At 63.0% G+C, this 17,869-nt stretch carries 17 protein-coding genes; 4 read left to right on the forward strand and 13 right to left on the reverse strand.

The window, feature by feature from the left end; genetic code table 11:
- Positions 1–6 precede the first annotated feature (6 nt).
- Genes ABIE49_RS13460 through ABIE49_RS13480 form a run of 5 tightly spaced genes read right to left on the reverse strand, consistent with a single transcriptional unit; the run spans position 7 to position 4,775 of the window.
- Positions 7–852, reverse strand: a complete 846-nt coding sequence (locus tag ABIE49_RS13460) for an ATP-binding cassette domain-containing protein (protein ID WP_192737552.1) — start codon at positions 850–852, stop codon at positions 7–9.
- A gap of 8 nt (positions 853–860) precedes the next feature.
- Positions 861–1,667 carry an ABC transporter permease subunit gene (locus tag ABIE49_RS13465; RefSeq protein ID WP_192737553.1) on the reverse strand — a complete coding sequence of 269 codons (807 nt, stop codon included), beginning with the start codon at positions 1,665–1,667 and terminating at the stop codon, positions 861–863.
- The gene (gene ssuD / locus ABIE49_RS13470) at positions 1,664–2,830 is read right to left on the reverse strand and encodes an FMNH2-dependent alkanesulfonate monooxygenase (RefSeq protein WP_192737554.1); all 1,167 of its coding nucleotides are present in this window, start codon (positions 2,828–2,830) and stop codon (positions 1,664–1,666) included. The genes ABIE49_RS13465 and ssuD overlap by 4 nt, the downstream gene beginning before the upstream one ends.
- Positions 2,827–3,780 carry a sulfonate ABC transporter substrate-binding protein gene (locus tag ABIE49_RS13475; protein ID WP_192737555.1) on the reverse strand — a complete coding sequence of 318 codons (954 nt, stop codon included), beginning with the start codon at positions 3,778–3,780 and terminating at the stop codon, positions 2,827–2,829. The genes ssuD and ABIE49_RS13475 overlap by 4 nt, the downstream gene beginning before the upstream one ends.
- Before the next feature lie 41 nt (positions 3,781–3,821).
- Positions 3,822–4,775 carry an aliphatic sulfonate ABC transporter substrate-binding protein gene (locus ABIE49_RS13480; RefSeq protein WP_192737556.1) on the reverse strand — a complete coding sequence of 318 codons (954 nt, stop codon included), beginning with the start codon at positions 4,773–4,775 and terminating at the stop codon, positions 3,822–3,824.
- A gap of 435 nt (positions 4,776–5,210) precedes the next feature.
- Between ABIE49_RS13480 and ABIE49_RS13485 the strand changes: the two genes are divergently transcribed.
- Positions 5,211–6,179, forward strand: a complete 969-nt coding sequence (locus tag ABIE49_RS13485; protein WP_192737557.1) for an aliphatic sulfonate ABC transporter substrate-binding protein — start codon at positions 5,211–5,213, stop codon at positions 6,177–6,179.
- A gap of 220 nt (positions 6,180–6,399) precedes the next feature.
- Here ABIE49_RS13485 and ABIE49_RS13490 read toward each other — a convergent pair whose 3' ends face one another.
- The 7 genes from ABIE49_RS13490 to ABIE49_RS13520 form a co-directional block, all read right to left on the reverse strand.
- On the reverse strand, positions 6,400–6,909 hold the full coding sequence (locus ABIE49_RS13490; RefSeq protein ID WP_192737558.1) for an Lrp/AsnC family transcriptional regulator: 510 nt from the start codon (positions 6,907–6,909) through the stop codon (positions 6,400–6,402).
- 131 nt (positions 6,910–7,040) lie between these two features.
- A complete protein-coding gene (locus tag ABIE49_RS13495; RefSeq protein ID WP_192737559.1) occupies positions 7,041–7,982 on the reverse strand; it encodes an ABC transporter substrate-binding protein in 942 nt (313 codons plus the stop codon).
- A complete protein-coding gene (locus ABIE49_RS13500) occupies positions 7,979–9,079 on the reverse strand; it encodes an LLM class flavin-dependent oxidoreductase (RefSeq protein ID WP_192737560.1) in 1,101 nt (366 codons plus the stop codon). Before ABIE49_RS13500 ends, ABIE49_RS13495 begins: the two co-directional genes overlap by 4 nt.
- 38 nt (positions 9,080–9,117) lie before the next feature.
- Positions 9,118–10,302 carry an acyl-CoA dehydrogenase family protein gene (locus ABIE49_RS13505; RefSeq protein WP_192737561.1) on the reverse strand — a complete coding sequence of 395 codons (1,185 nt, stop codon included), beginning with the start codon at positions 10,300–10,302 and terminating at the stop codon, positions 9,118–9,120.
- Positions 10,296–11,093, reverse strand: a complete 798-nt coding sequence (locus ABIE49_RS13510) for an ABC transporter ATP-binding protein (RefSeq protein ID WP_192737562.1) — start codon at positions 11,091–11,093, stop codon at positions 10,296–10,298. Before ABIE49_RS13510 ends, ABIE49_RS13505 begins: the two co-directional genes overlap by 7 nt.
- Positions 11,087–12,127 carry an ABC transporter permease gene (locus tag ABIE49_RS13515; protein ID WP_192737563.1) on the reverse strand — a complete coding sequence of 347 codons (1,041 nt, stop codon included), beginning with the start codon at positions 12,125–12,127 and terminating at the stop codon, positions 11,087–11,089. Before ABIE49_RS13515 ends, ABIE49_RS13510 begins: the two co-directional genes overlap by 7 nt.
- Complete coding sequence (locus ABIE49_RS13520; protein ID WP_192737564.1) at positions 12,105–13,205, reverse strand: ABC transporter substrate-binding protein; 1,101 nt, start codon at positions 13,203–13,205, stop codon at positions 12,105–12,107. The genes ABIE49_RS13515 and ABIE49_RS13520 overlap by 23 nt, the downstream gene beginning before the upstream one ends.
- 488 nt (positions 13,206–13,693) lie before the next feature.
- Between ABIE49_RS13520 and ABIE49_RS13525 the strand changes: the two genes are divergently transcribed.
- Both ABIE49_RS13525 and ABIE49_RS13530 read left to right on the forward strand, forming a co-directional pair.
- Positions 13,694–14,677, forward strand: coding sequence for an ABC transporter substrate-binding protein (locus ABIE49_RS13525; RefSeq protein WP_192737565.1), 984 nt, complete (start codon positions 13,694–13,696; stop codon positions 14,675–14,677).
- A gap of 79 nt (positions 14,678–14,756) precedes the next feature.
- Positions 14,757–15,158: a hypothetical protein gene (locus ABIE49_RS13530; RefSeq protein WP_192737566.1), complete on the forward strand. Its 402-nt coding sequence runs from the start codon at positions 14,757–14,759 to the stop codon at positions 15,156–15,158.
- A 33-nt stretch (positions 15,159–15,191) separates the two neighbouring features.
- Here ABIE49_RS13530 and ABIE49_RS13535 read toward each other — a convergent pair whose 3' ends face one another.
- The gene (locus ABIE49_RS13535) at positions 15,192–16,403 is read right to left on the reverse strand and encodes an LLM class flavin-dependent oxidoreductase (RefSeq protein ID WP_192737567.1); all 1,212 of its coding nucleotides are present in this window, start codon (positions 16,401–16,403) and stop codon (positions 15,192–15,194) included.
- 184 nt (positions 16,404–16,587) lie between these two features.
- Between ABIE49_RS13535 and ABIE49_RS13540 the strand changes: the two genes are divergently transcribed.
- Complete coding sequence (locus tag ABIE49_RS13540) at positions 16,588–17,697, forward strand: ATP-dependent DNA helicase (protein ID WP_192737568.1); 1,110 nt, start codon at positions 16,588–16,590, stop codon at positions 17,695–17,697.
- Positions 17,698–17,869: the final 172 nt, after the last annotated feature.

Genomic DNA, 17,869 nt, shown 5'->3' on the forward strand with positions numbered 1-17,869 from the left:
ATGGCCTCACAGGTCGGAAGTGTCCTCGGTGCCTTGCAGCAGGTTCTTCAGGATCGAGCCTTCCAGCGCGGCGAGTTCCGCCGAACCCCGACGCCTTGGGCGCGGGATATTGACGTCGATGTCATGCGCGATGCGGCCGTCCTCAATCACCAGAACGCGGTCGGCCAGTGCCACGGCCTCGGCGACGTCATGCGTCACCAGGATCGCGGTGAAGCCCTGATCCTGCCAGACCCGCTCCAGCAGCCGCTGCATCGAGATCCGCGTCAACGCGTCAAGCGCGCCGAGCGGTTCGTCGAAGGCCAGCACGCGCGGGCGGCTGACCAGGGCCCGCGCCAGCGCCACGCGCTGCTTTTGCCCGCCGGAGAGCACCGCCGGCCATTGCGCCCGTTTGTCGTCTAGGCCGACTTCGACCAGCGCGCTGTCGGCGCGGGCCTGCGCGTCCGGCGAGGTCCGCTCGCGGCCGAGGCCAACCTCGACGTTCGAGAGCACCCGGGCCCAGGGCAACAGCCGCGGCTCCTGAAACATCACGCGGACGTCCTCCGCGCGCGTTTCCTCGCCAAAACTGATGGTCCCCGCGGTAATCGTTTCAAGGCCCGCGATCAGCCGCAGCAGCGTACTCTTACCGCACCCGCTGCGGCCGACGATGGCGACGGACTGCCCTGCCGGAATGTGCAGATCGATGCCGCGCAGCACCTCGTTGTCGCCGAACGATTTGCGCAATCCCCGGATTGTCAGCGAAAGCCCGCGCGTTGGAGCTTCCGCACCACGTCGCACCTGACGCGCCTGTTCGATGAAATCGGCGCGGTCGACTGCCTCGGCGTCCGCGGCGCGAAAACGAAGAGCTTCTTGCATTGTAATCCTCAATGTTTCTGGAAGGCCGGATGCCAGGACAGCGTCAGCCGCTCCAGCGCGCGTGACGCGCTGTCGGCAAGCTTGCCAAGCAACGCATAAATCAGGATGGAGAGCACCACGACGTCGATCAGCATGAATTCGCGCGCCTGCATCGCCATGTAGCCGAGGCCGGACGACGCCGCGATGGTTTCCGCCACGATCAGGGTCAGCCACATGATGCCGAGCGCAAAGCGCAGGCCGACGAAGATCGACGGCAACGCGCCCGGAAAGATCACCCGGCGGAACAATTCGCCGTCGGTCATGCCGTAAATGCGGCCCATCTCGATCAGCTGCGGATCGACGGTGCGGATGCCGTGCAGCGTGTTGAGGTAGATCGGAAAGAACACGCCGAGCGCGACCAGGAACAGTTTTGCCGATTCATCGATGCCGAACCACAGGATCACCAGCGGGATCAGCGCCAGATGCGGAATGTTGCGCACCATCTGCAACGTCGTGTCGGTCAATTTGCTCGATAGCTGCGACAGGCCGTTGGCGAGGCCGAAGGTAAAGCCGATGCTGCCACCGATCAGGAAGCCGACGCTGGCGCGCCAGAAACTGACCCAGATATTGCGCACCAGTTCACCCGACAGCAGCAGCTTCCATCCAGCCAGCGCCACATCGCTCGGCGCCGGTAGCACCCGCGCCGAGACGAAGCCGGTGACGCAAGCCACCTGCCAGAGCAGGATGATCGCAAGCGGCACGATCCATGGAATGAGGCCGTCGGCCCGCGGCAAGCGCAGGCGTCGGACACGCGGAAGACTTTCGATCAGACTCATGATTGCGATGCCTTGACGAGGGGACGATGTTCGTTGGCGATGGTCTCGCCGAACGGGCCGGTATTGACGCGGATCGGCGTCACATTGTTCGGCTGCTTCAGCGACAGCAGCGGAAACACCAGTTCGGCGAAGCGATAGGCTTCCTCCAGATGCGGGTAGCCCGACATGATGAAGGTATCGATGCCGACATCCTGGTATTCGCGGATCCGCGCCGCCACCGTGGCGGGATCGCCGACCAATGCCGTCCCTGCCCCGCCACGCACCAGACCGACACCGGCCCAGAGGTTGGGGCTGATCTCGAGCTTGTCACGCCTGCCGCCATGCAACTGCGCCATGCGCTGCTGGCCGACCGAATCCATTCGGGAAAATATCTTCTGCGCCGAGGCCACCGTCTCGTCGGTGACATGCTGGATCAATTCATCCGCCGCTTTCCAGGCGTCGGCGTTGGTCTCGCGGACGATCACATGCAGGCGGATGCCGAACGAGAGTTTTCGCCCGCGCGCGTCCGCGACGGCTTTCACGCGATTGATCTTCTCGGCCACCTGCGCCGGCGGCTCGCCCCAGGTCAGGTATTTGTCGACGGTGTCGACCGCGACATCGATGCCGGCATCCGACGATCCGCCGAAATACAGCGGCGGCCGCGGCGACTGCACCGGCGGAAACAGCAGCCGGCCATCCTCGATGCGGATGTGCTTGCCTTCGACATTGACGGTCTTGCCCGCGAGCAGGTCACTATAGACGTTGAGGAACTCGCGCGTCACCGCATAGCGCGCGTCGTGATCGAGGAAAATGCCGTCGCCCTTGTTCTCGACGGGATCGCCGCCGGTAACGACGTTGACCAAGAGCCGCCCGTTCGACAGCCGGTCGAGCGTCGTGGTCATGCGCGCGGCGACGCTCGGCGATTGCAGGCCGGGCCGCACCGCCACCAGATAGCGCAATCGCTCGGTCCAGGGCGCGACGGCTGACGCCACCACCCAGGAATCTTCGCAGCTTCGCCCGGTCGGCAGCAGCACGCCGTAATAGCCGAGCTGGTCCGCCGCCTGCGCGATCTGGCGCAGGTAATTGAAGTTCACTTCACGGCCGCCGGTGGTGGTGCCGAGATAGCGGCCATCGCCATGGGTCGGCAGGAACCAGAGGATATTGGCGTTCGATTGGTCACTCATGAACCCGGCCTCCGTGCCGCGTCGGAAATCTTGATCTGTTTGGGAATGAGGCCGAGCGCGAAGAAGGTATCGGCAACCTGCTGCTGGTCGGCGATCACGCTGTCGGTGATCGGCTTGATGCCGTAGGACTGCCGCTTCAACGCCACTTCAACGACGGGTATCGGCAGCCCGATTGCCGGCGCCAGTTGCTCGGCGACGGTGTGAATGTCACCCTTGGCCCAATCGTCGACTTCGCTGAGCTGGGCCAGCACGAGATCGACGATGCCAGGGTCGGCGCCAATGAACTTCTTCGAGGCGAAGTAGAACTGATAGTTCGAGACGATGCCGGTGCCGTCGGCGAGCGTCCGCGCGCCGGTGGCAGCTTCAGCGGCGGCCTGGAACGGATCCCAGATCACCCAGGCGTCGACCGCGCCGCGCTCGAACGCCGCGCGTGCATCGGCCGGCGCCAGAAACACCGGCTCAACTTCCGAGTATTTGACACCCGCTTTCTCCAGCGCCTTCACCAAGAGATAGTGGACGTTGGAGCCCTTGTTCAGCGCCACCTTCTTGCCCTTGAGATCGGCAACTGAAGTGAGCTTGCTGTCCTTCGGCACCAGGATGGCTTCGCCCTTCGGCGCCGGGGGCTCATAGGCGACATACTGGATCGGCGCGCCTGCGGCCTGCGCGAAGATCGGCGGCGCTTCGCCGGTGTTGCCGAAATCGATGGCGCCGACATTGAGCGCCTCGAGCAGCGGCGGCCCGGAGGGAAACTCGGTCCATACCACCTGATAGCCGGCGGCCTTCAGCTTGCTCTCCAGCGTGCCCTTGCTCTTGAGCAGCACCAGCTTGCCGTATTTCTGGAAGCCGATGCGGACGACCTTGTCCTGCCCGTAGCTGAGGCCGACCGTCGAGCCGACGATGGCGAGAGACAGCATGGCGCTCGCGATCAGGCGTTTGATGAAACGCTTCATGATGAAATCCTCTGCGTCGATTGGAATGGTTTTTCTCGAATTCAGGTCTGGGTGTTGCGCCAGACGATGTCGCGAACCACGATCGGCTTCGGGATCAGCCCGAGCTTGAAGAAGCGATCGGCGACGGCCTGCTGGGTCTCGATGATCGGCTCCGTCACCGGTCCGATCGCGAACGAGGCCCGGTTGGCCGCGACGGTCTGGACATCAAGCGGAACGCCGGTCACGGCGGCGAGCGCAGTTGCCACGGCGTCGCGATTTCCTTCCGCCCAGCGCGCGGCTTCCGCCAGGCCCGCGATGATGTCGCGGGTGTGCTGAATGTTGGTGTTCGCGAAATCGCGGTTGGCGAGATAGAACGAATTGGTCTTGGCGACCTCGTAGGCGTTGATCAGGATCCGGCCGTTTTGCTTCTTCTCGCCGATCGCAAAGTATGGATCCCAGATAGCCCAGGCTTCGATGCTGCCATTGGCGAAGGCCGGCCCGGCATCGGGTGGCGACAGATAGACCGGCGTGATATCGGCGTAGGTGAGACCGGCCTTTTCCAGCGTCGCGATCAGGACGTTATGGGCGCTGGTGCCCTTGGCAAATCCGATCCGCTTGCCTTTCAGATCGGCAATCGAGCGAATGGTGGAATTGGCGGGAACCAGAATGCCCTGCCCGTTGGTGATCGGCGATCCCGCCACATAGACGATGTTCGCATTGGCGGCCTGGGCAAAGATCGGCGGCGTATCGCCGACCGCGCCGAGATCGACACTGCCTGTGCTCATCGCCTCCAGCAACGGCGGGCCCGACGTGAACTCGATCCATTTGACGGAAATTTGTTTCGTGGCGAAGTGCTTTTCCAGAATAGCCTGCTGCCGCGCGATCACGAGCACGCCGGTCTTCTGATAGCCGATGCGGATTTCCTTCACCGGCGCCTGCGCCCGCGCCCGCGCCCGCGGCGACAGCGCGACAACGGCACCGGCAACCGACAATCCGAGAAACTCCCGACGCTTCATCACATTCTCCTGAACGATCATGCTCGCGGCGATGCGCGATCATGCGATGCAAGAGATGATGGTGGCGCTTTGAAACGCTGTCGAGTGCTCTGCAAAAATAGCAATGACGGCACTGCTGGTCTGGCTCGTGACGACGTGTTTATTGCCGGAACACGATTTGCAACGACGCATTTTTCTTGACGCTTGCCCGACACCATTTCGTTAATCTTGCATTAGGCAGCGGCGGAACCTGATCAACCCGGAGTCATAAGCGACCGCCGCTGGGATCGACGAACGCTTGGCAAATATGCCGCTTGGAATTTATCTCTGCGAACAGCGGCCGGCGTAGCATCGTCATGCCGATCGCCTGACAACAATAGACGGCGGTTCTGTTGACTGAGGTCGCCTCGTCTTTAGCTTGACTGCATCCTTTTAATTTCAGGCAGATCAAATTCCATGGGTAACCGTACCGCATCAATTATCGGAGCCATCGCAACCATCGCGGCCGTTTCAGCAACATCCGTGGCCGCGCAGACGCCGCCATCCGATACGATTCGCATCGGCTATCAAAAATCCTCGACGCTGACGGCCATCCTGAAAACCAACGGCGAGCTGGAAAAGGCGCTCGCGCCGCTCAGCGTTCGCGTCTCCTGGCATGAATTCACCAGCGGCTTGCCGCTGCTGGAGGCGATCAACACCGGCAACATCGACTTCGGCGCTGACGTCGCCGATACCGTGCCGCTGTTCGCGCAAGCCGCAGGCGCCAGGCTTGCCTATATCGCGGAGGAAGCCGCTTCACCGTCGGCGCAGGCCATTCTGGTCGGCGCGGAATCGCCCATCAAGACGCTGGCCGACCTGAAGGGCAAGAAGGTTGCGGTGACGAAAGGCGCCGGCAGCCATTTCCTGCTGCTCGCCGCGCTCGCCAAATCGGGCATTAGCTTCAAGGATATCTCGCCGGCCTACCTCACCCCGGCAGACGGCCGCGCCGCCTTCATCGGCGGAAATGTCGATGCGTGGGTGGCCTGGGATCCGTTCCTGACCAGCGCCCGGCGTCAATCCAACGCGCGGGTGCTGTCCGACGGCAGCAACGGCCTTGCCAGCTACAAGCGTTACTATCTGTCCTCGGCTGCGTTTGCCGATCGGCGCGGCGACGTGCTCAATGCCATCTTCGGCAAGCTCGACGAGACCGGCAGATGGGTCAAGGCGCATCAGGATGACGCGGCCAAACTGCTGTCGGGCCTCTGGGGCATCGATGCGGCGACGGTGAAGGAAGCCAACAGCCACCGTTCCTACAAGGTCGGAATTGTCTCGGCGTCCGGCCTGTCCGAACAGCAACGCATTGCGGACGCGTTCTTTGCGGAAGGATTGCTGCCGGTAAAGGTCAACGCGGGCGATGCGAAGATCTGGACGCCGAAGCGCGATTGATAGAGGCGGTGGCATGATGTTGGGATGAATGGTGTGGCGGCAGACTCGCTGCACCTCTCCCGCTTGCGGGGTCGAGACGAGCGAAGCTCGCTCTTAGGTCGGATCGCATCGAAGATGCGATCCGGGTGGGGGCTCTCTCCTCAATACGACTCGCGGCGATACCCCCACCCCAGCCCTCCCCCGCAAGCGCGGGAGAGGGAGCGCAGTCCATTCGCGGCTTCTATGCCGCCTCGAATGCCGGAACCGGCAATGCGGTAACCGACTTGATCTTTTCCATCGCGAACCGCGAGGTCACGTTCTTCAGCGCGACCGCGCCGATCAGCTTCTTGTAGAAAAGATCATAGCTCCGCATGTCGGCGACCACGACGCGCAGCACATAGTCCACGTCGCCGGCCATGCGATAGAACTCGATCACTTCAGGCATGGCGCTGACGGCGGCTGCGAATTTCTTCAGCCACGCATCGGAATGATCGTCGCTCTCCACCGAGACGAACACCGATAGCCCGAGGCCGATCTTGTTCTGGTCCACCAGCGCGACCTTGCCGGTGATGATGCCCTCCTGCTCCATGCGCTGGACGCGCTTCCAGCACGGCGTGGAGGAAAGCCCGACGCGCTCTCCGATCTCGGCTACCGACAGCGATGCATCCTCCTGAAGCACCCGCAGGATCTTGCGGTCGATCGCGTCGATGCGGCGGGTCTGTTCCGGGGCAGAGGTAACAACTTCGCTCATATGTGAAACTTTCTTCCAAATGCATTGCTATCGACAATGGTATTCAGAAAATAGTTCCACACAAGCCGACTACCGTTTCGAAATTTGGCGCGGTCGGAGAAAGACTTGATGCGCGGACCGCGTTCTCCAGTTTAAAGACCCGCGCCCTTGCCGATGGCTCCGGAAAACGATCGATCGACGATGTCGGCGGCGTTGAGCTTCTGCTTGATCAGGCCCGAGCGGAAATAGAGATCGATGGTTTGCTGTTCGTCGGCCACAACGCCGTCATCGATCGGCGCAACACGGACTTTCGCCCGGCTCAGCCAGTTCAGCGGCACCGCGGGCGGAATGCTCATCAGCCTGCCCCACGTCTCGGCATAAGCGCTGACATTGGTCTGCGACCACGCCCGCGCCGCCGTCAGCCGCCTGACAAAATCTTCCAGTTCCGGCCGCTTGTCGCGGATCGCGTTCGGCGTCGCGACCTGGAATCCCAGTCCCGGCGTAAGCCCCTCCGCCGTGATCACGCGCCGCGACTGGAACAACACTTCCTCCTGGCTGACATAAGGCTCCCATGTCGACCAGGCGTCGACGGAGCCTTGCGTATACGCGACCTTGGCGTCCGATGGCGCGAGGAACACGATCTGGACGTCGCTGGTCGACCACCCCTTCGATTCAAGCGCGGCAAGAATCAGTTGATGACCGATCGAGCCGCGGCCGGTCGCGATCTTCTTGCCTTTCAGGCTTTCGAAATCAGGGATCGGCGAGTTCTTCGGAACGAGTATTGCGAGCCCTTCGCGCGTTTGCCGGATCGCGGCAATGGCTTTCACGGGAACATTGGCCGCTGCAGCGAAGGTGAACGGCGCGTCGCCGACCAGGCCGGTTTCGATCGCGCCCGCGCTTAACGCTTCCAACAGCGGCGCCGCAGCCGCGAATTCCTTCCACTCGATCTTGTACGGAACATCTTTCAACACGCCGGCCGCTTCCATCACGGCTTGCGAATTCCCCTTTTGATCGCCGACCCGCAATGTGGTCTGGGCATCCGCCGAGGCAATCGCACCCAGCAGCAGGCCCGCAATGAGAACATTGCGCATCATTCTGCGGCCACTCCGCGGGCAACACTGCGTCCGGCGATCAGTTGGCGCGTCAGCGGGATCAGTTCGCGGCCGTAGTCGATGGCATCGATCAGGGGATCGAAGCCACGAATCAGGAAACGGCTGATGCCGAGATCGTAATAATCGCCGAACACTTCGGCGACCTGTGCGGGCGTGCCGACCAGCGCCGTGGTGTTGCTGTTCGCGCCGGTGAGCTTTGCGATTTCGGTCCAGAGCCGCTTGTCGATTCGGGTCCCCTGCTCGGCCAGCGCCAGCAGCCGCTTCGCACCGGCGGTGGCATGGCCGTCCGCGGGCTTGCGATATCCGGTCTTGTCCTGCAGCGCGGTGGCGCGGGCCAGGATTTCATCGGCCTTGGCCCAGGCCTTCTCCTCGGTATCGGCGAGGATCGGGCGAACCGAGAGGCTGAAGCGCGGCGTCGGCCGGCCATGCTTCGCGGCTGCCGCGCGAACCCGCGACGTCACATCGCGCACCTGCGCATAGGATTCGCCCCACAGCGCGAACGTATCGGCATGCTTGCCCGCGACCTCGATTGCCGCATCGGAGCCACCGCCGACGAATATCGGAATGCCCTCGCTGCGATACGGCTTCAGCTGCGAGAAGCCGTTCTGCACCTGATAATATTTCCCCTCATAGGTGAACGGCTTTTCGCTGCTCCATTCAGCGCGAACCACATCCAGGAACTCGCTCGTACGGGCGTAGCGTTCGTCCTTGTCATCGATGACGTTGCCGTCCTGCCGCAGCTCGGTGGCGTTGCCGCCGGTGATGACATGCAGGGCGACGCGGCCGCCAGAGAGCTGATCGACGGTCGCAAGCTGCCGGGCGAGCAATGTCGGCGCGGTGAAGCCGGGGCGCTGCGCGATCAGGACATTGAGCTTGTCGGTCACGCCGAGTACGTGCTGGCCGATCTGCAGACCGTCAGGCGTGGTCGAGTGAAACGCCAGCAGGGCGCGATCAAAGCCTGCGTTCTCATGTGCCTTCGCCACGGTCTCGATGTAGTGACGGTCGAGAATCGGGCCGTTCCGCACGACGGTTTCGGACGAATAATTGTTGCCGATATATCCGATGAATTCCACTGACATGGGCTTGCTCCAGAGTTTTGGGATTGGTTCGTTGATGTTCAGACGCCGAGCGCCAGACGTCCGGCGTTGACGCGGGTGGCGTCGTCCTGCGGCGTGTGAACCCGCCCGCACAGGACATCGCGATAATGCCGCTCCAGCGGATTGGCGCGGGTGAGACCATGATTGCTGGTCAGCGACAGCGCATCCTCGAGAATCACGACCGCATTGTTGGTGACCGTGAGCTTGACGATGCTGGATTCGGACGCGCTGAGCTGCACGCCATCGTCGAAATCGCCGGCAAAACTGTCGATCAGGCGCGCATTGACGGCAAGACGCGCCTCGATGCCGCCGACGATCTCCTGCACCCTCGGCAACGTCGCCAGCGATGCGCCGAGATTGGACGGCTTCCGATTCCTGAGGAAATCGACCAGCCAGTCGCGCGCGGCACGGGCGACGCCATCATAAATCGCGGCGACGAAGATCGCATGCACCACGGACTGGGTGAAATCCGGCACCCGCCATTCCTCGGGCGTGCGGACATCGATCTCATGGTCGAGCGGGAACACGACGTCTTCGAACACGACGTCATGGCTGCCGCTGGCGCGCAGGCCGAGATGGTCCCACGTTTCGATAATCCGCGTGCCCGGCAATCCCGCAGGCACCAGGAACAGGCCGACGCGCGTTTCCGGCTCGTCGGTCTTTGCCCACACCGCATACCATTTCAGGATCGGCGCGCCGGTCGAATAGACCTTGCGGCCGCTGAGCCGCCATCCCGTCTCGGTCTTTCGCGCGGTTGTCGCCGGCAGCCCGCCGCGCGCGGGCGAGCCGAGATCCGGCTCGACCCGCAGCGCATTGATCAGCGCCACGCCATCGATCGCCTCTCGCGCCAGTTTGCGGGACAGACGCCCCGGCCAGCGCGTGCTGCGCGCCATCACCAGATGCTGGATGTAGTGCATCGACAGCACCAGCGCCGTCGATGGCTCGGCCTTGCCGAAGATGCCGAGGATGCGCGCCGTGTCGAGCGCACCCGCGCCGTGGCCGCCGAGCGCCGTCGGTACGGTCAGCGCCAACAATCCCGCTTCGGCAAGCTCCTTGAAATTCTCATGCGGAAAACTGGCGTCGCGATCATGCTGCGCCGCCCGTGCCGCGAATTCGGATGCAAGCGCCCGCGCGCAATCGTACGGCACCGGCGCGGCCTCCGCCGGCGACTCCTTGCGTATCGAACTGTTGATTGCACTCACCATGTGGCGTCCAATCCGAGCAGGCCAAGGATGTTGCGGCGAAGCTCCGCCAGCCTGGGATCGCCGCGGTGCCGGGGATAGGGCCGATCGACCGCGATGTCGGCCTTGATACGCGCGGGACGATCGCTGAACACGATGACGCGATTGGCGAGGAACAAGGCCTCCTCGACGTCATGGGTCACCAGCAGCGTGGTGAATCCCTTGCGCTGCCACAGCGCGACGATTTCGGCCTGCATCGTGATCCGCGTTAGCGAATCGAGCTTGCCGAGGGGCTCATCGAGGATGAGGATCTTTGGATCGTTCACCAACGCCCGCGCCAGCGCGACGCGCTGCGCCATGCCGCCCGACAATTGATGCGGATAGGCGTTGCGAAATTGCGACAGCCCGACGAGGTCAAGCGCGGCATCGACACGATGGCGCTGGGTCTTCAGGATGCCCTGCGCCTCCAGCCCGAGCGCGACGTTGTTCCAGACGGTTCGCCACGGAAACAGCGTCGGATCCTGAAACACCACCACGCGGGACGGAAACGGTCCGGTGACGGGATCGCCGTCCTCGCGCAGCACGCCTGATCGCGGCGCCTCGAGCCCCGCGACCAGCCGCAGCAAGGTCGACTTGCCGCAGCCGGAGGGACCGAGCAGCGCGATGAATTCGCCGGGCTTGACGCTGAAATTCACATCGTCGAGCACCGGCAACACGCTGCCGTCGATGTCGAAGGCGTGGCTGATGCGCTCGACATCGAGCGAGGCGCCGACGGCCGGATACGTGACCACTTCGGCCAAAGCATGCGCTACCATTTGACGACTCCCTTCTGCCAGATCAGCAGGCGGTCGCGCGTCCGGAACAGCAGCGTGATCGCGCCCGAGCACAGCAGCGACATCACGATCAACGCGGCATACATGTTGGCATACGCCGCCCAGCCCTGTGCCCATTGCAGATACCAGCCGAGCCCGGCCTTGACGCCGATCATCTCGGCGACGACCAGAACCGCAAACGACGATCCGAGGCCCATGAACAGGCCGACGAACACATGCGGCAATGCGGTGGGAATCGCGACCCTCAGCACCAGGAACGACGGCTTTGCGCCGAGCGTCCGCGCCACGTCGTAATAAGCGTTGCTGACGCTCGCGACACCGGACCAGGTCAGCACGGTGACCGGAAATCCGGTCGCCAGCGCGATCAGGAACGTAGAGGCGCTCCAACTCGACGGGAAGGTGAAGAACGCGATCGGCAGCCACGCCGTCGCCGGCAACGGGCCGATGAACCGCAGCACCGGATGCACCCAGTAACCCACGCTGCGCGACCAGCCGATCGACACGCCGGTCAGGAAGCCGACCGTGGCGCCGATGACATATCCGCCGAGCTGAAGCTTTACGGAAGCAAAAATGCTGTCGAGCAATTTGGGCAGATCATCGGTGTAGACTTCGATGATGGATTGCGGCGGCGGAAAGAACGGCAGCGGCAGCCACCCGAACTTTGCGGTCGCGACTTCCCACAGCGTCAGGAACAACGCTGATACCAGTAGCCACGGCGCACGCCGTTGCAGGCCGGCATTGAACCGCCCGAGCCGGCTGCCCGCCACCGTCGCCAGGAAAATGGCGCCGGAGATAGCAAAGGCAGCGGCGGCAAGCTGATGGGTGCGCGTCCAGTCGCCGATGTCAGGCCACCACAGGCACGAGATGCCAAACCCGGCCCATGCCAGGCTGGCGAACACGCCGGTGCCACCTGCCGGAAACGAGAACGCCAGCGACAGCGGCCGCCCTGAAAGTGCTGCGCCTTCCTCCGCCGATTGCGCCAGTGCGACCGTCTTAGACGCCGAATACGTCGACATAGATCCGCTCCGCAAATTTCGCCGTATCGGTGCTGGCCTTGAAAACCGAAACGCTCTTCAGGTCGTCCGCATAGGCCTTCAGTTCCCGCTTCAACACTTCGCCGACGGGATGGTGATGATGGGTGTGGTAGCGGACCATGGCCTGCAAATCCTGCAGGCTCGCCGTCTTGGGGGCGTAAGGCTGGAACGAAGCCGCGGCCACGTCAGGGTTTTGTGCGGTGTACATGGCAGCATCGAGCAGCGCCTGCGTGATGGCGCGCGCGACCTGCGGCTCTTCGCGAACCAGGCTGCCGCGCAAGCCGAGGATGCAGCAGGTCTTGTCCTTGTATTCACCGTCGAGGTTGGACGCGACCTCCTTGTAGGCAGAGTCCTTCAGCCAGATATGGGCAATCGGATCGGAGGCCAGGAACGCCTGAACTTCGCCCTTCTCGACGGCGAGCTGCAGCAGATTGCCGGGATAGGCGCGCCAGTCGACATCCTTGTTGGGATCGATGCCCTGCTTGGCAAGCTGGATCGAAAAGAAATTCTTGTCCGGCCCGCCGAGATCACCGACCGCGACGATCTTGCCCTTGAGGTCGGTCAGCTTGTCGACACCGGAATTGGTGCGCGACAGCACGCGCATGCAGCCGCCATGGGTTCCAGCCGCGATCTTGACGTCGAACCCCTGCTCCAGCGGCTTCAGCCAGCGCAACGCCATGCCGAGCCCCGCGTCGCTCTTGCCGGTCGCGATCGCCTCCAGCAACTGATCGGTCGAGCCGCTGTAGTTGATCAGTTCGACGTCGAGATTGTGCTTCTTGAAGATGCCTTGGTCGATCGCCACTGGAACCGGCACGAGGCAGACCGCGCCGGCATTCCACGACAATTTCAGCTTCCGAGGCGCTCCTGATAGCGCCGGCGCGTTGGAGGCGGTCCTGCAGATCGGGAACTCCGAGAAATCGATGCCGGGCGTGGCCGCACGAAACGGAAAGGCCTGCGCGCCGAACACGCCTAACGGTGCGGCCAGCGCCGCGGCAGCCCCGCCGCGCAGCAACGTTCGGCGATCCAGCCGCGCTATGCCATTCTTTTCATCCCGTGACATCCTGCACTCCTGCTCTCAAGACGGCATGGCGCCGCCGTCGGCGCAGCACGTCGATGCTGCGGCCCGTTATGTTCCACACTGGCGATCGGTTATTCGGTTCAATTCCGGCGAGACTCCGATCTCGCCTCCTTTGATCTGACGTTCAAATGATGCGCGGCAGCAACGCCGTCGTCAATGAAATGGAATTTTGAATGTGAAAGCGAACGGAGAGATTATCTCCACGCTGATATCGTCGTGCGATGAAACGGTTTTCGCGCGCTCACCAGTTATGCAGCGACCATGCGTCAATTCAATTCTGCTGAATTCGAACTGATTCAAGACTCACAGCAGACACCTTTCATCTTCGCATGGGTAGCGAGACGATCATTGCCGACGCATCAAAATATTCAGTCAGGCATTTCATTGACTGCGGAGCCGTCGCTCGTACGCTTGGTGCATCGCTGATTGCGTCATGCAATGCGGCGGATCACACCGGAAAGAACAAAGGCATGAACAAACTCGAATCAACACCGCGCTTACGCATCCGCAAACTTGGCGCCACGCTGTTCGGCGCGGCGCTGGGGCTGGCGATAACAGCATCGGCCATGGCGGCAGACACCGTGACGCTGCGCGTCGGCGACCAGAAGGGCGGCAACCGTTCGCTGCTCGAGATCGCGGGACTAGCGAAGGATCTTCCCTACAAGATCGAATGGTCGGAATTTCCTGCCGCGGCGCCGATACTCGAAGCATTGAACGCCGGCGCGCTCGATGTCGGCTATACCGGTGACCTGTCCTTCCTCACCGTCTATGCCACCGGCGCGCCGATCAAGGCGATCGGCGGCACGCGATCCGACGCCAGCACGCAGGCAATTCTCGTTCGACAGGATTCTCCGATCAAGACGGCCGCGGATTTGAAGGGCAAGCGGCTGGCGGGAACGCGCGGCGGCTGGGGCCAGTTCCTGATCGACGCGACGCTGGAGAAAGCCGGATACAAGGTCGACGACGCCACCTTTGCGCCGCTCGGACCGGTCGATGCCAAGATCGCGCTGGTCGCCGGCTCGATCGACGGATGGGCGGTGTGGGAACCCTACGTGTCCTACGCAACGCTGAAGGATAAGGCCCGCGTCGTCGCCAACGGCGAAGGCCTGACGCCAACCATCACCTTCATCGTGGCATCCGATTCCGCCATCGCCACCAAGCGGGCGGCCGTGCAGGATCTCGTGCAGCGGCTCAACAAGGCGCGGCTGTGGTCGCTCGATCACCTGCCCGAATATGCCAAAAACACCTCCGAGCTGACCAAGCTGCCGGAAGACGTGCTGCTCAGCGCCTACACCGCGCAAAAGACCAGCCCGATCGTGATCGATGCCAACATCGTCAAGGAAGTACAGGAAGCCTCCGACCGCGCCACCCGCTACGGCATCCTCTCCAAGACGCTCGATGTCGGCAAGGCCGTCGATCGCAGCTTTACGGCAGCAGCCGCCGGATCGAACTGACGCCAACGTATCGACCCGAACGAACGGGCCGGCATCCGGTGCCGGCCCATACTTCCGACCAAGCGAGCACGCGCATCAGGTGACCGATGATTCAACGCAGCACGATCTATCCAATCAAAATGGCGGCAGCGATCATCTGCCAGGCGGCGCTGCTAGCGATGATCGTCTGGGGCTTTCACTAAATTCTGAACTTCCCGGCGGAAGGCCACTCAACGAAACGTACTGGGCTGCATCAGACATGATCCCGCATTACACCATCCGGCATCTCGCGGGAGCACGCGAGGAACTCTCATGCTTCCGACAGCTGGAGGATGAGAGCGCGGCGCTATACTTCAATATTGTGCACGGCGCGAAGGTCCGCAGACGCTTCACCACCGCAAAATCGGGAGCGCCCTGCACGGACTACGTCCTGATCGCGCATGAGGGTGGCAGCGGCGGAGCCGTCAGGGAACGGGCTATCGCGCTGTTCGACGCCTCCTGATCAAGACTTCCCCAGGCGACCTCGGCGTGCCCGCTATCCCGCTGCCGCGACCTTCTGCGTCGGCGCGACGCTGACCGCCAGCTTGCCGTAGCGGTCCTTGAACGCCTCGGTGTCGATTTCCTCGAGCTGGATCGCACCGCTCATCACGCCGGCCTTCCAGGCCTCGTGCTCGGGATCGTGCTGGAATTCCGGCATCACTTCCTTGGCGAACAATTCCAGCGAATCGCAGATGTGCTCATGGCTGTTCTTGCCGGCCTGGTTGAGCAGGATCACCTGGTCGATATGCGAGGAACGGAACCGACGCAGCTTCTTGCGGATGGTTTCCGGCGAACCGATCAGGCCGCCACGAAGGGCCGCTTCCTGCGCCTCCGGGTTTTCGCGCTTCCACTTGTTGTATTCGTCCCACATGTTGACGGTGCCGGGGTCGGGGCGCTGCCGGTTCTGCGACGCGCCGTAATAGCGCAGCGCGAACTGGAAGAAGGTCGCGCCATCGGCGCGCGCCCGCGCCTCCTCGTCGGTCTTGGCGCACATGAAGAACGACACCAGCGCCATGTTCGGATTGATCTGGTAGTCCGCGAGTTTCTTCAGCCGCTTGGTGATCGCGTTGTAATAGGCGTGCACCCAGGCATGCGCCGCTTCGGCGCTGACGAACTGAAAGCCCAGCGCGCCAAAACCGTTCTCGCCGGCGCGTTCGATGGTCTGCAATTGCGAGCACGCCATCCACAGCGGCGGATGCGGCTTCTGCACCGGCTTCGGCACCACGTTGCGCAAGGGGATGTCGAAATATTTGCCGTGATGTTCGGTGCCCACTTTGGTGAACATCGGGAAGATCGCGGCGACAGCCTCCTCGAACACCTCGCGCTTGGTTTCCATGTCGCGGCCGAACGGCGTCAGTTCGGTGATCGAGGCGCTCTCGCCCATGCCGAATTCGCAGCGTCCGTTGCTGAGCAGATCCAGCACCGCGACCCGTTCGGCGACGCGGGCGGGATGGTTGGTGGTGAGCTGGAATATGCCGTGACCGAGCCGGATTTTCTTGGTGCGCTGGGACGCGGCGGCGAGGAACGATTCGGGCGACGGCGAATGCGAATATTCTTCCAGGAAATGATGTTCCACGACCCAGGCGTGGTCATAGCCGAGCCGGTCGGCGGTTTCGAGCTGCGTCAGGGCATTCTGGTAGAGCCGGAGCTCATCGCCCTCTTCCCACGGGCGCGGCAGTTGCAGCTCATAAAAGATGCCGAACTTCATGACGTCGCTCCCGATTGTTGTTTTGTTGCAGTGTATTCGCCGCGCTGCCCAAGTCTAGCCTCGGGCATGAAACTCCAATTCCGCGCAGCGGAAGCCGGCTTGCATGGAACGCGCGAATGATTAGTTTGAGGGTCTGCCTGAGTCGCGGCCGATCACCGCCCGCTCGCCCCTCCGCCGAGACCAAATGACCACGTTTACGCCGCATCAGGATTCCGCGCTGAAAGCCGTTGCCGACTGGATGAAGGCAAAGCCCGGCAAGAACGGCACGCCGCCGGTTTTCCGGCTGTTCGGCTTTGCCGGAACCGGCAAGACCACGCTGGCGCGGCACATCGCCGACGGCGTCGATGGCGAGGTGAAATTCGCGGCCTTCACCGGCAAGGCCGCGCTGGTGATGCGCAACAAGGGCTGCGACAACGCCTCCACGATCCATTCGCTGATTTACCGAGCCCGTGAATCCGGCGTCGAGCAACCGAGTTTTGAGCTCTGGGACGACGCGCCGGCCTCGAAGGCAAAACTGATCGTGATCGACGAGTGTTCGATGGTCGACGCCGAGCTCGGCCGCGACCTGATGTCGTTCGACTGTCCGCTGCTGGTGCTCGGCGATCCCGCGCAGCTGCCGCCGATCCAGGGCGGCGGGTTCTTCACCGATAGCGAGCCCGACGCGATGCTGACCGAGGTGCATCGCCAGGCCCAGGACGATCCGATCGTGCGGATGTCGATGGATATCCGCGAGGGCCGCGAACTCGAAATCGGCCGCCACGGCGAGAGCGAGGTGGTGTCGCGCAACGAACTCGACCCGGACCGGGTGATGAAGGCCGATCAGGTGCTGGTCGGGCGCAACAATACCCGCCGCGCCTACAACATGCGGGTGCGGCAGAAGCAGAACATCGAGGATCCCTTGCCGGTCGCCGGCGACAAGCTGGTCTGCCTGCGCAACAACCGCAAGAAAGGCCTGTTCAACGGCGGGCTGTGGCGGGTCAAGTCGCGCGCGCAGTCGAAATCGAAGATCATCACCATGCGGCTGTCGCCCGATGAGGATTTCGGCCACAAGGTGACCAAGGTCTCGGTGCGCGGCGATTGCTTTGGCGGCGCCATCGAGACCATCCCGTGGGAACAGCGCAAGCCCTATGACGAGTTCGACTACGGCTATGTGCTGACCGTGCACAAGTCGCAGGGCTCGCAATGGGACGACGTGGTGCTGTTCGACGAAAGTTTTGCTTTCCAGGACAGCCGCGCGCGCTGGCTCTACACCGGCATCACGCGCGCGGCGAAGCGGCTGAGCGTGGTGGTGTAACGGGATTTACCCGCTCCCTCTCCGTCATTGCGAACGAAGCGAAGCAATCCATCCAGTCCGGAGCGGCGAGTGCTGTCCAAGGCCATCCGGCCGAGCGCCTCGGTGCATTTTCAGCGCAAGAACGGCAGGTTTGGAGTGCCGAGTCCTGTCTACCGCAATAGTGCGCCCGGGA

This window comes from Bradyrhizobium sp. OAE829 (assembly GCF_040546575.1).
GTDB lineage: Bacteria > Pseudomonadota > Alphaproteobacteria > Rhizobiales > Xanthobacteraceae > Bradyrhizobium.

Excerpts from the sequence above, each read along its gene's own strand:
- ABIE49_RS13540 (WP_192737568.1), top strand. The coding sequence starts at position 16,588 with ATGACCACGTTTACGCCGCATCAGGATTCCGCGCTGAAAGCCGTTGCC.
- ABIE49_RS13535 (WP_192737567.1), bottom strand. The coding sequence starts at position 16,403 with ATGAAGTTCGGCATCTTTTATGAGCTGCAACTGCCGCGCCCGTGGGAA.
- ABIE49_RS13480 (WP_192737556.1), bottom strand. The coding sequence starts at position 4,775 with ATGAAGCGTCGGGAGTTTCTCGGATTGTCGGTTGCCGGTGCCGTTGTC.
- ABIE49_RS13500 (WP_192737560.1), bottom strand. The coding sequence starts at position 9,079 with ATGTCAGTGGAATTCATCGGATATATCGGCAACAATTATTCGTCCGAA.
- ABIE49_RS13460 (WP_192737552.1), bottom strand. The coding sequence starts at position 852 with ATGCAAGAAGCTCTTCGTTTTCGCGCCGCGGACGCCGAGGCAGTCGAC.
- ABIE49_RS13505 (WP_192737561.1), bottom strand. The coding sequence starts at position 10,302 with ATGGTGAGTGCAATCAACAGTTCGATACGCAAGGAGTCGCCGGCGGAG.
- ssuD (WP_192737554.1), bottom strand. The coding sequence starts at position 2,830 with ATGAGTGACCAATCGAACGCCAATATCCTCTGGTTCCTGCCGACCCAT.
- ABIE49_RS13490 (WP_192737558.1), bottom strand. The coding sequence starts at position 6,909 with ATGAGCGAAGTTGTTACCTCTGCCCCGGAACAGACCCGCCGCATCGAC.
- ABIE49_RS13465 (WP_192737553.1), bottom strand. The coding sequence starts at position 1,667 with ATGAGTCTGATCGAAAGTCTTCCGCGTGTCCGACGCCTGCGCTTGCCG.
- ABIE49_RS13475 (WP_192737555.1), bottom strand. The coding sequence starts at position 3,780 with ATGAAGCGTTTCATCAAACGCCTGATCGCGAGCGCCATGCTGTCTCTC.
- ABIE49_RS13515 (WP_192737563.1), bottom strand. The coding sequence starts at position 12,127 with ATGTCGACGTATTCGGCGTCTAAGACGGTCGCACTGGCGCAATCGGCG.
- ABIE49_RS13520 (WP_192737564.1), bottom strand. The coding sequence starts at position 13,205 with ATGTCACGGGATGAAAAGAATGGCATAGCGCGGCTGGATCGCCGAACG.
- ABIE49_RS13510 (WP_192737562.1), bottom strand. The coding sequence starts at position 11,093 with ATGGTAGCGCATGCTTTGGCCGAAGTGGTCACGTATCCGGCCGTCGGC.
- ABIE49_RS13525 (WP_192737565.1), top strand. The coding sequence starts at position 13,694 with ATGAACAAACTCGAATCAACACCGCGCTTACGCATCCGCAAACTTGGC.
- ABIE49_RS13495 (WP_192737559.1), bottom strand. The coding sequence starts at position 7,982 with ATGATGCGCAATGTTCTCATTGCGGGCCTGCTGCTGGGTGCGATTGCC.
- ABIE49_RS13485 (WP_192737557.1), top strand. The coding sequence starts at position 5,211 with ATGGGTAACCGTACCGCATCAATTATCGGAGCCATCGCAACCATCGCG.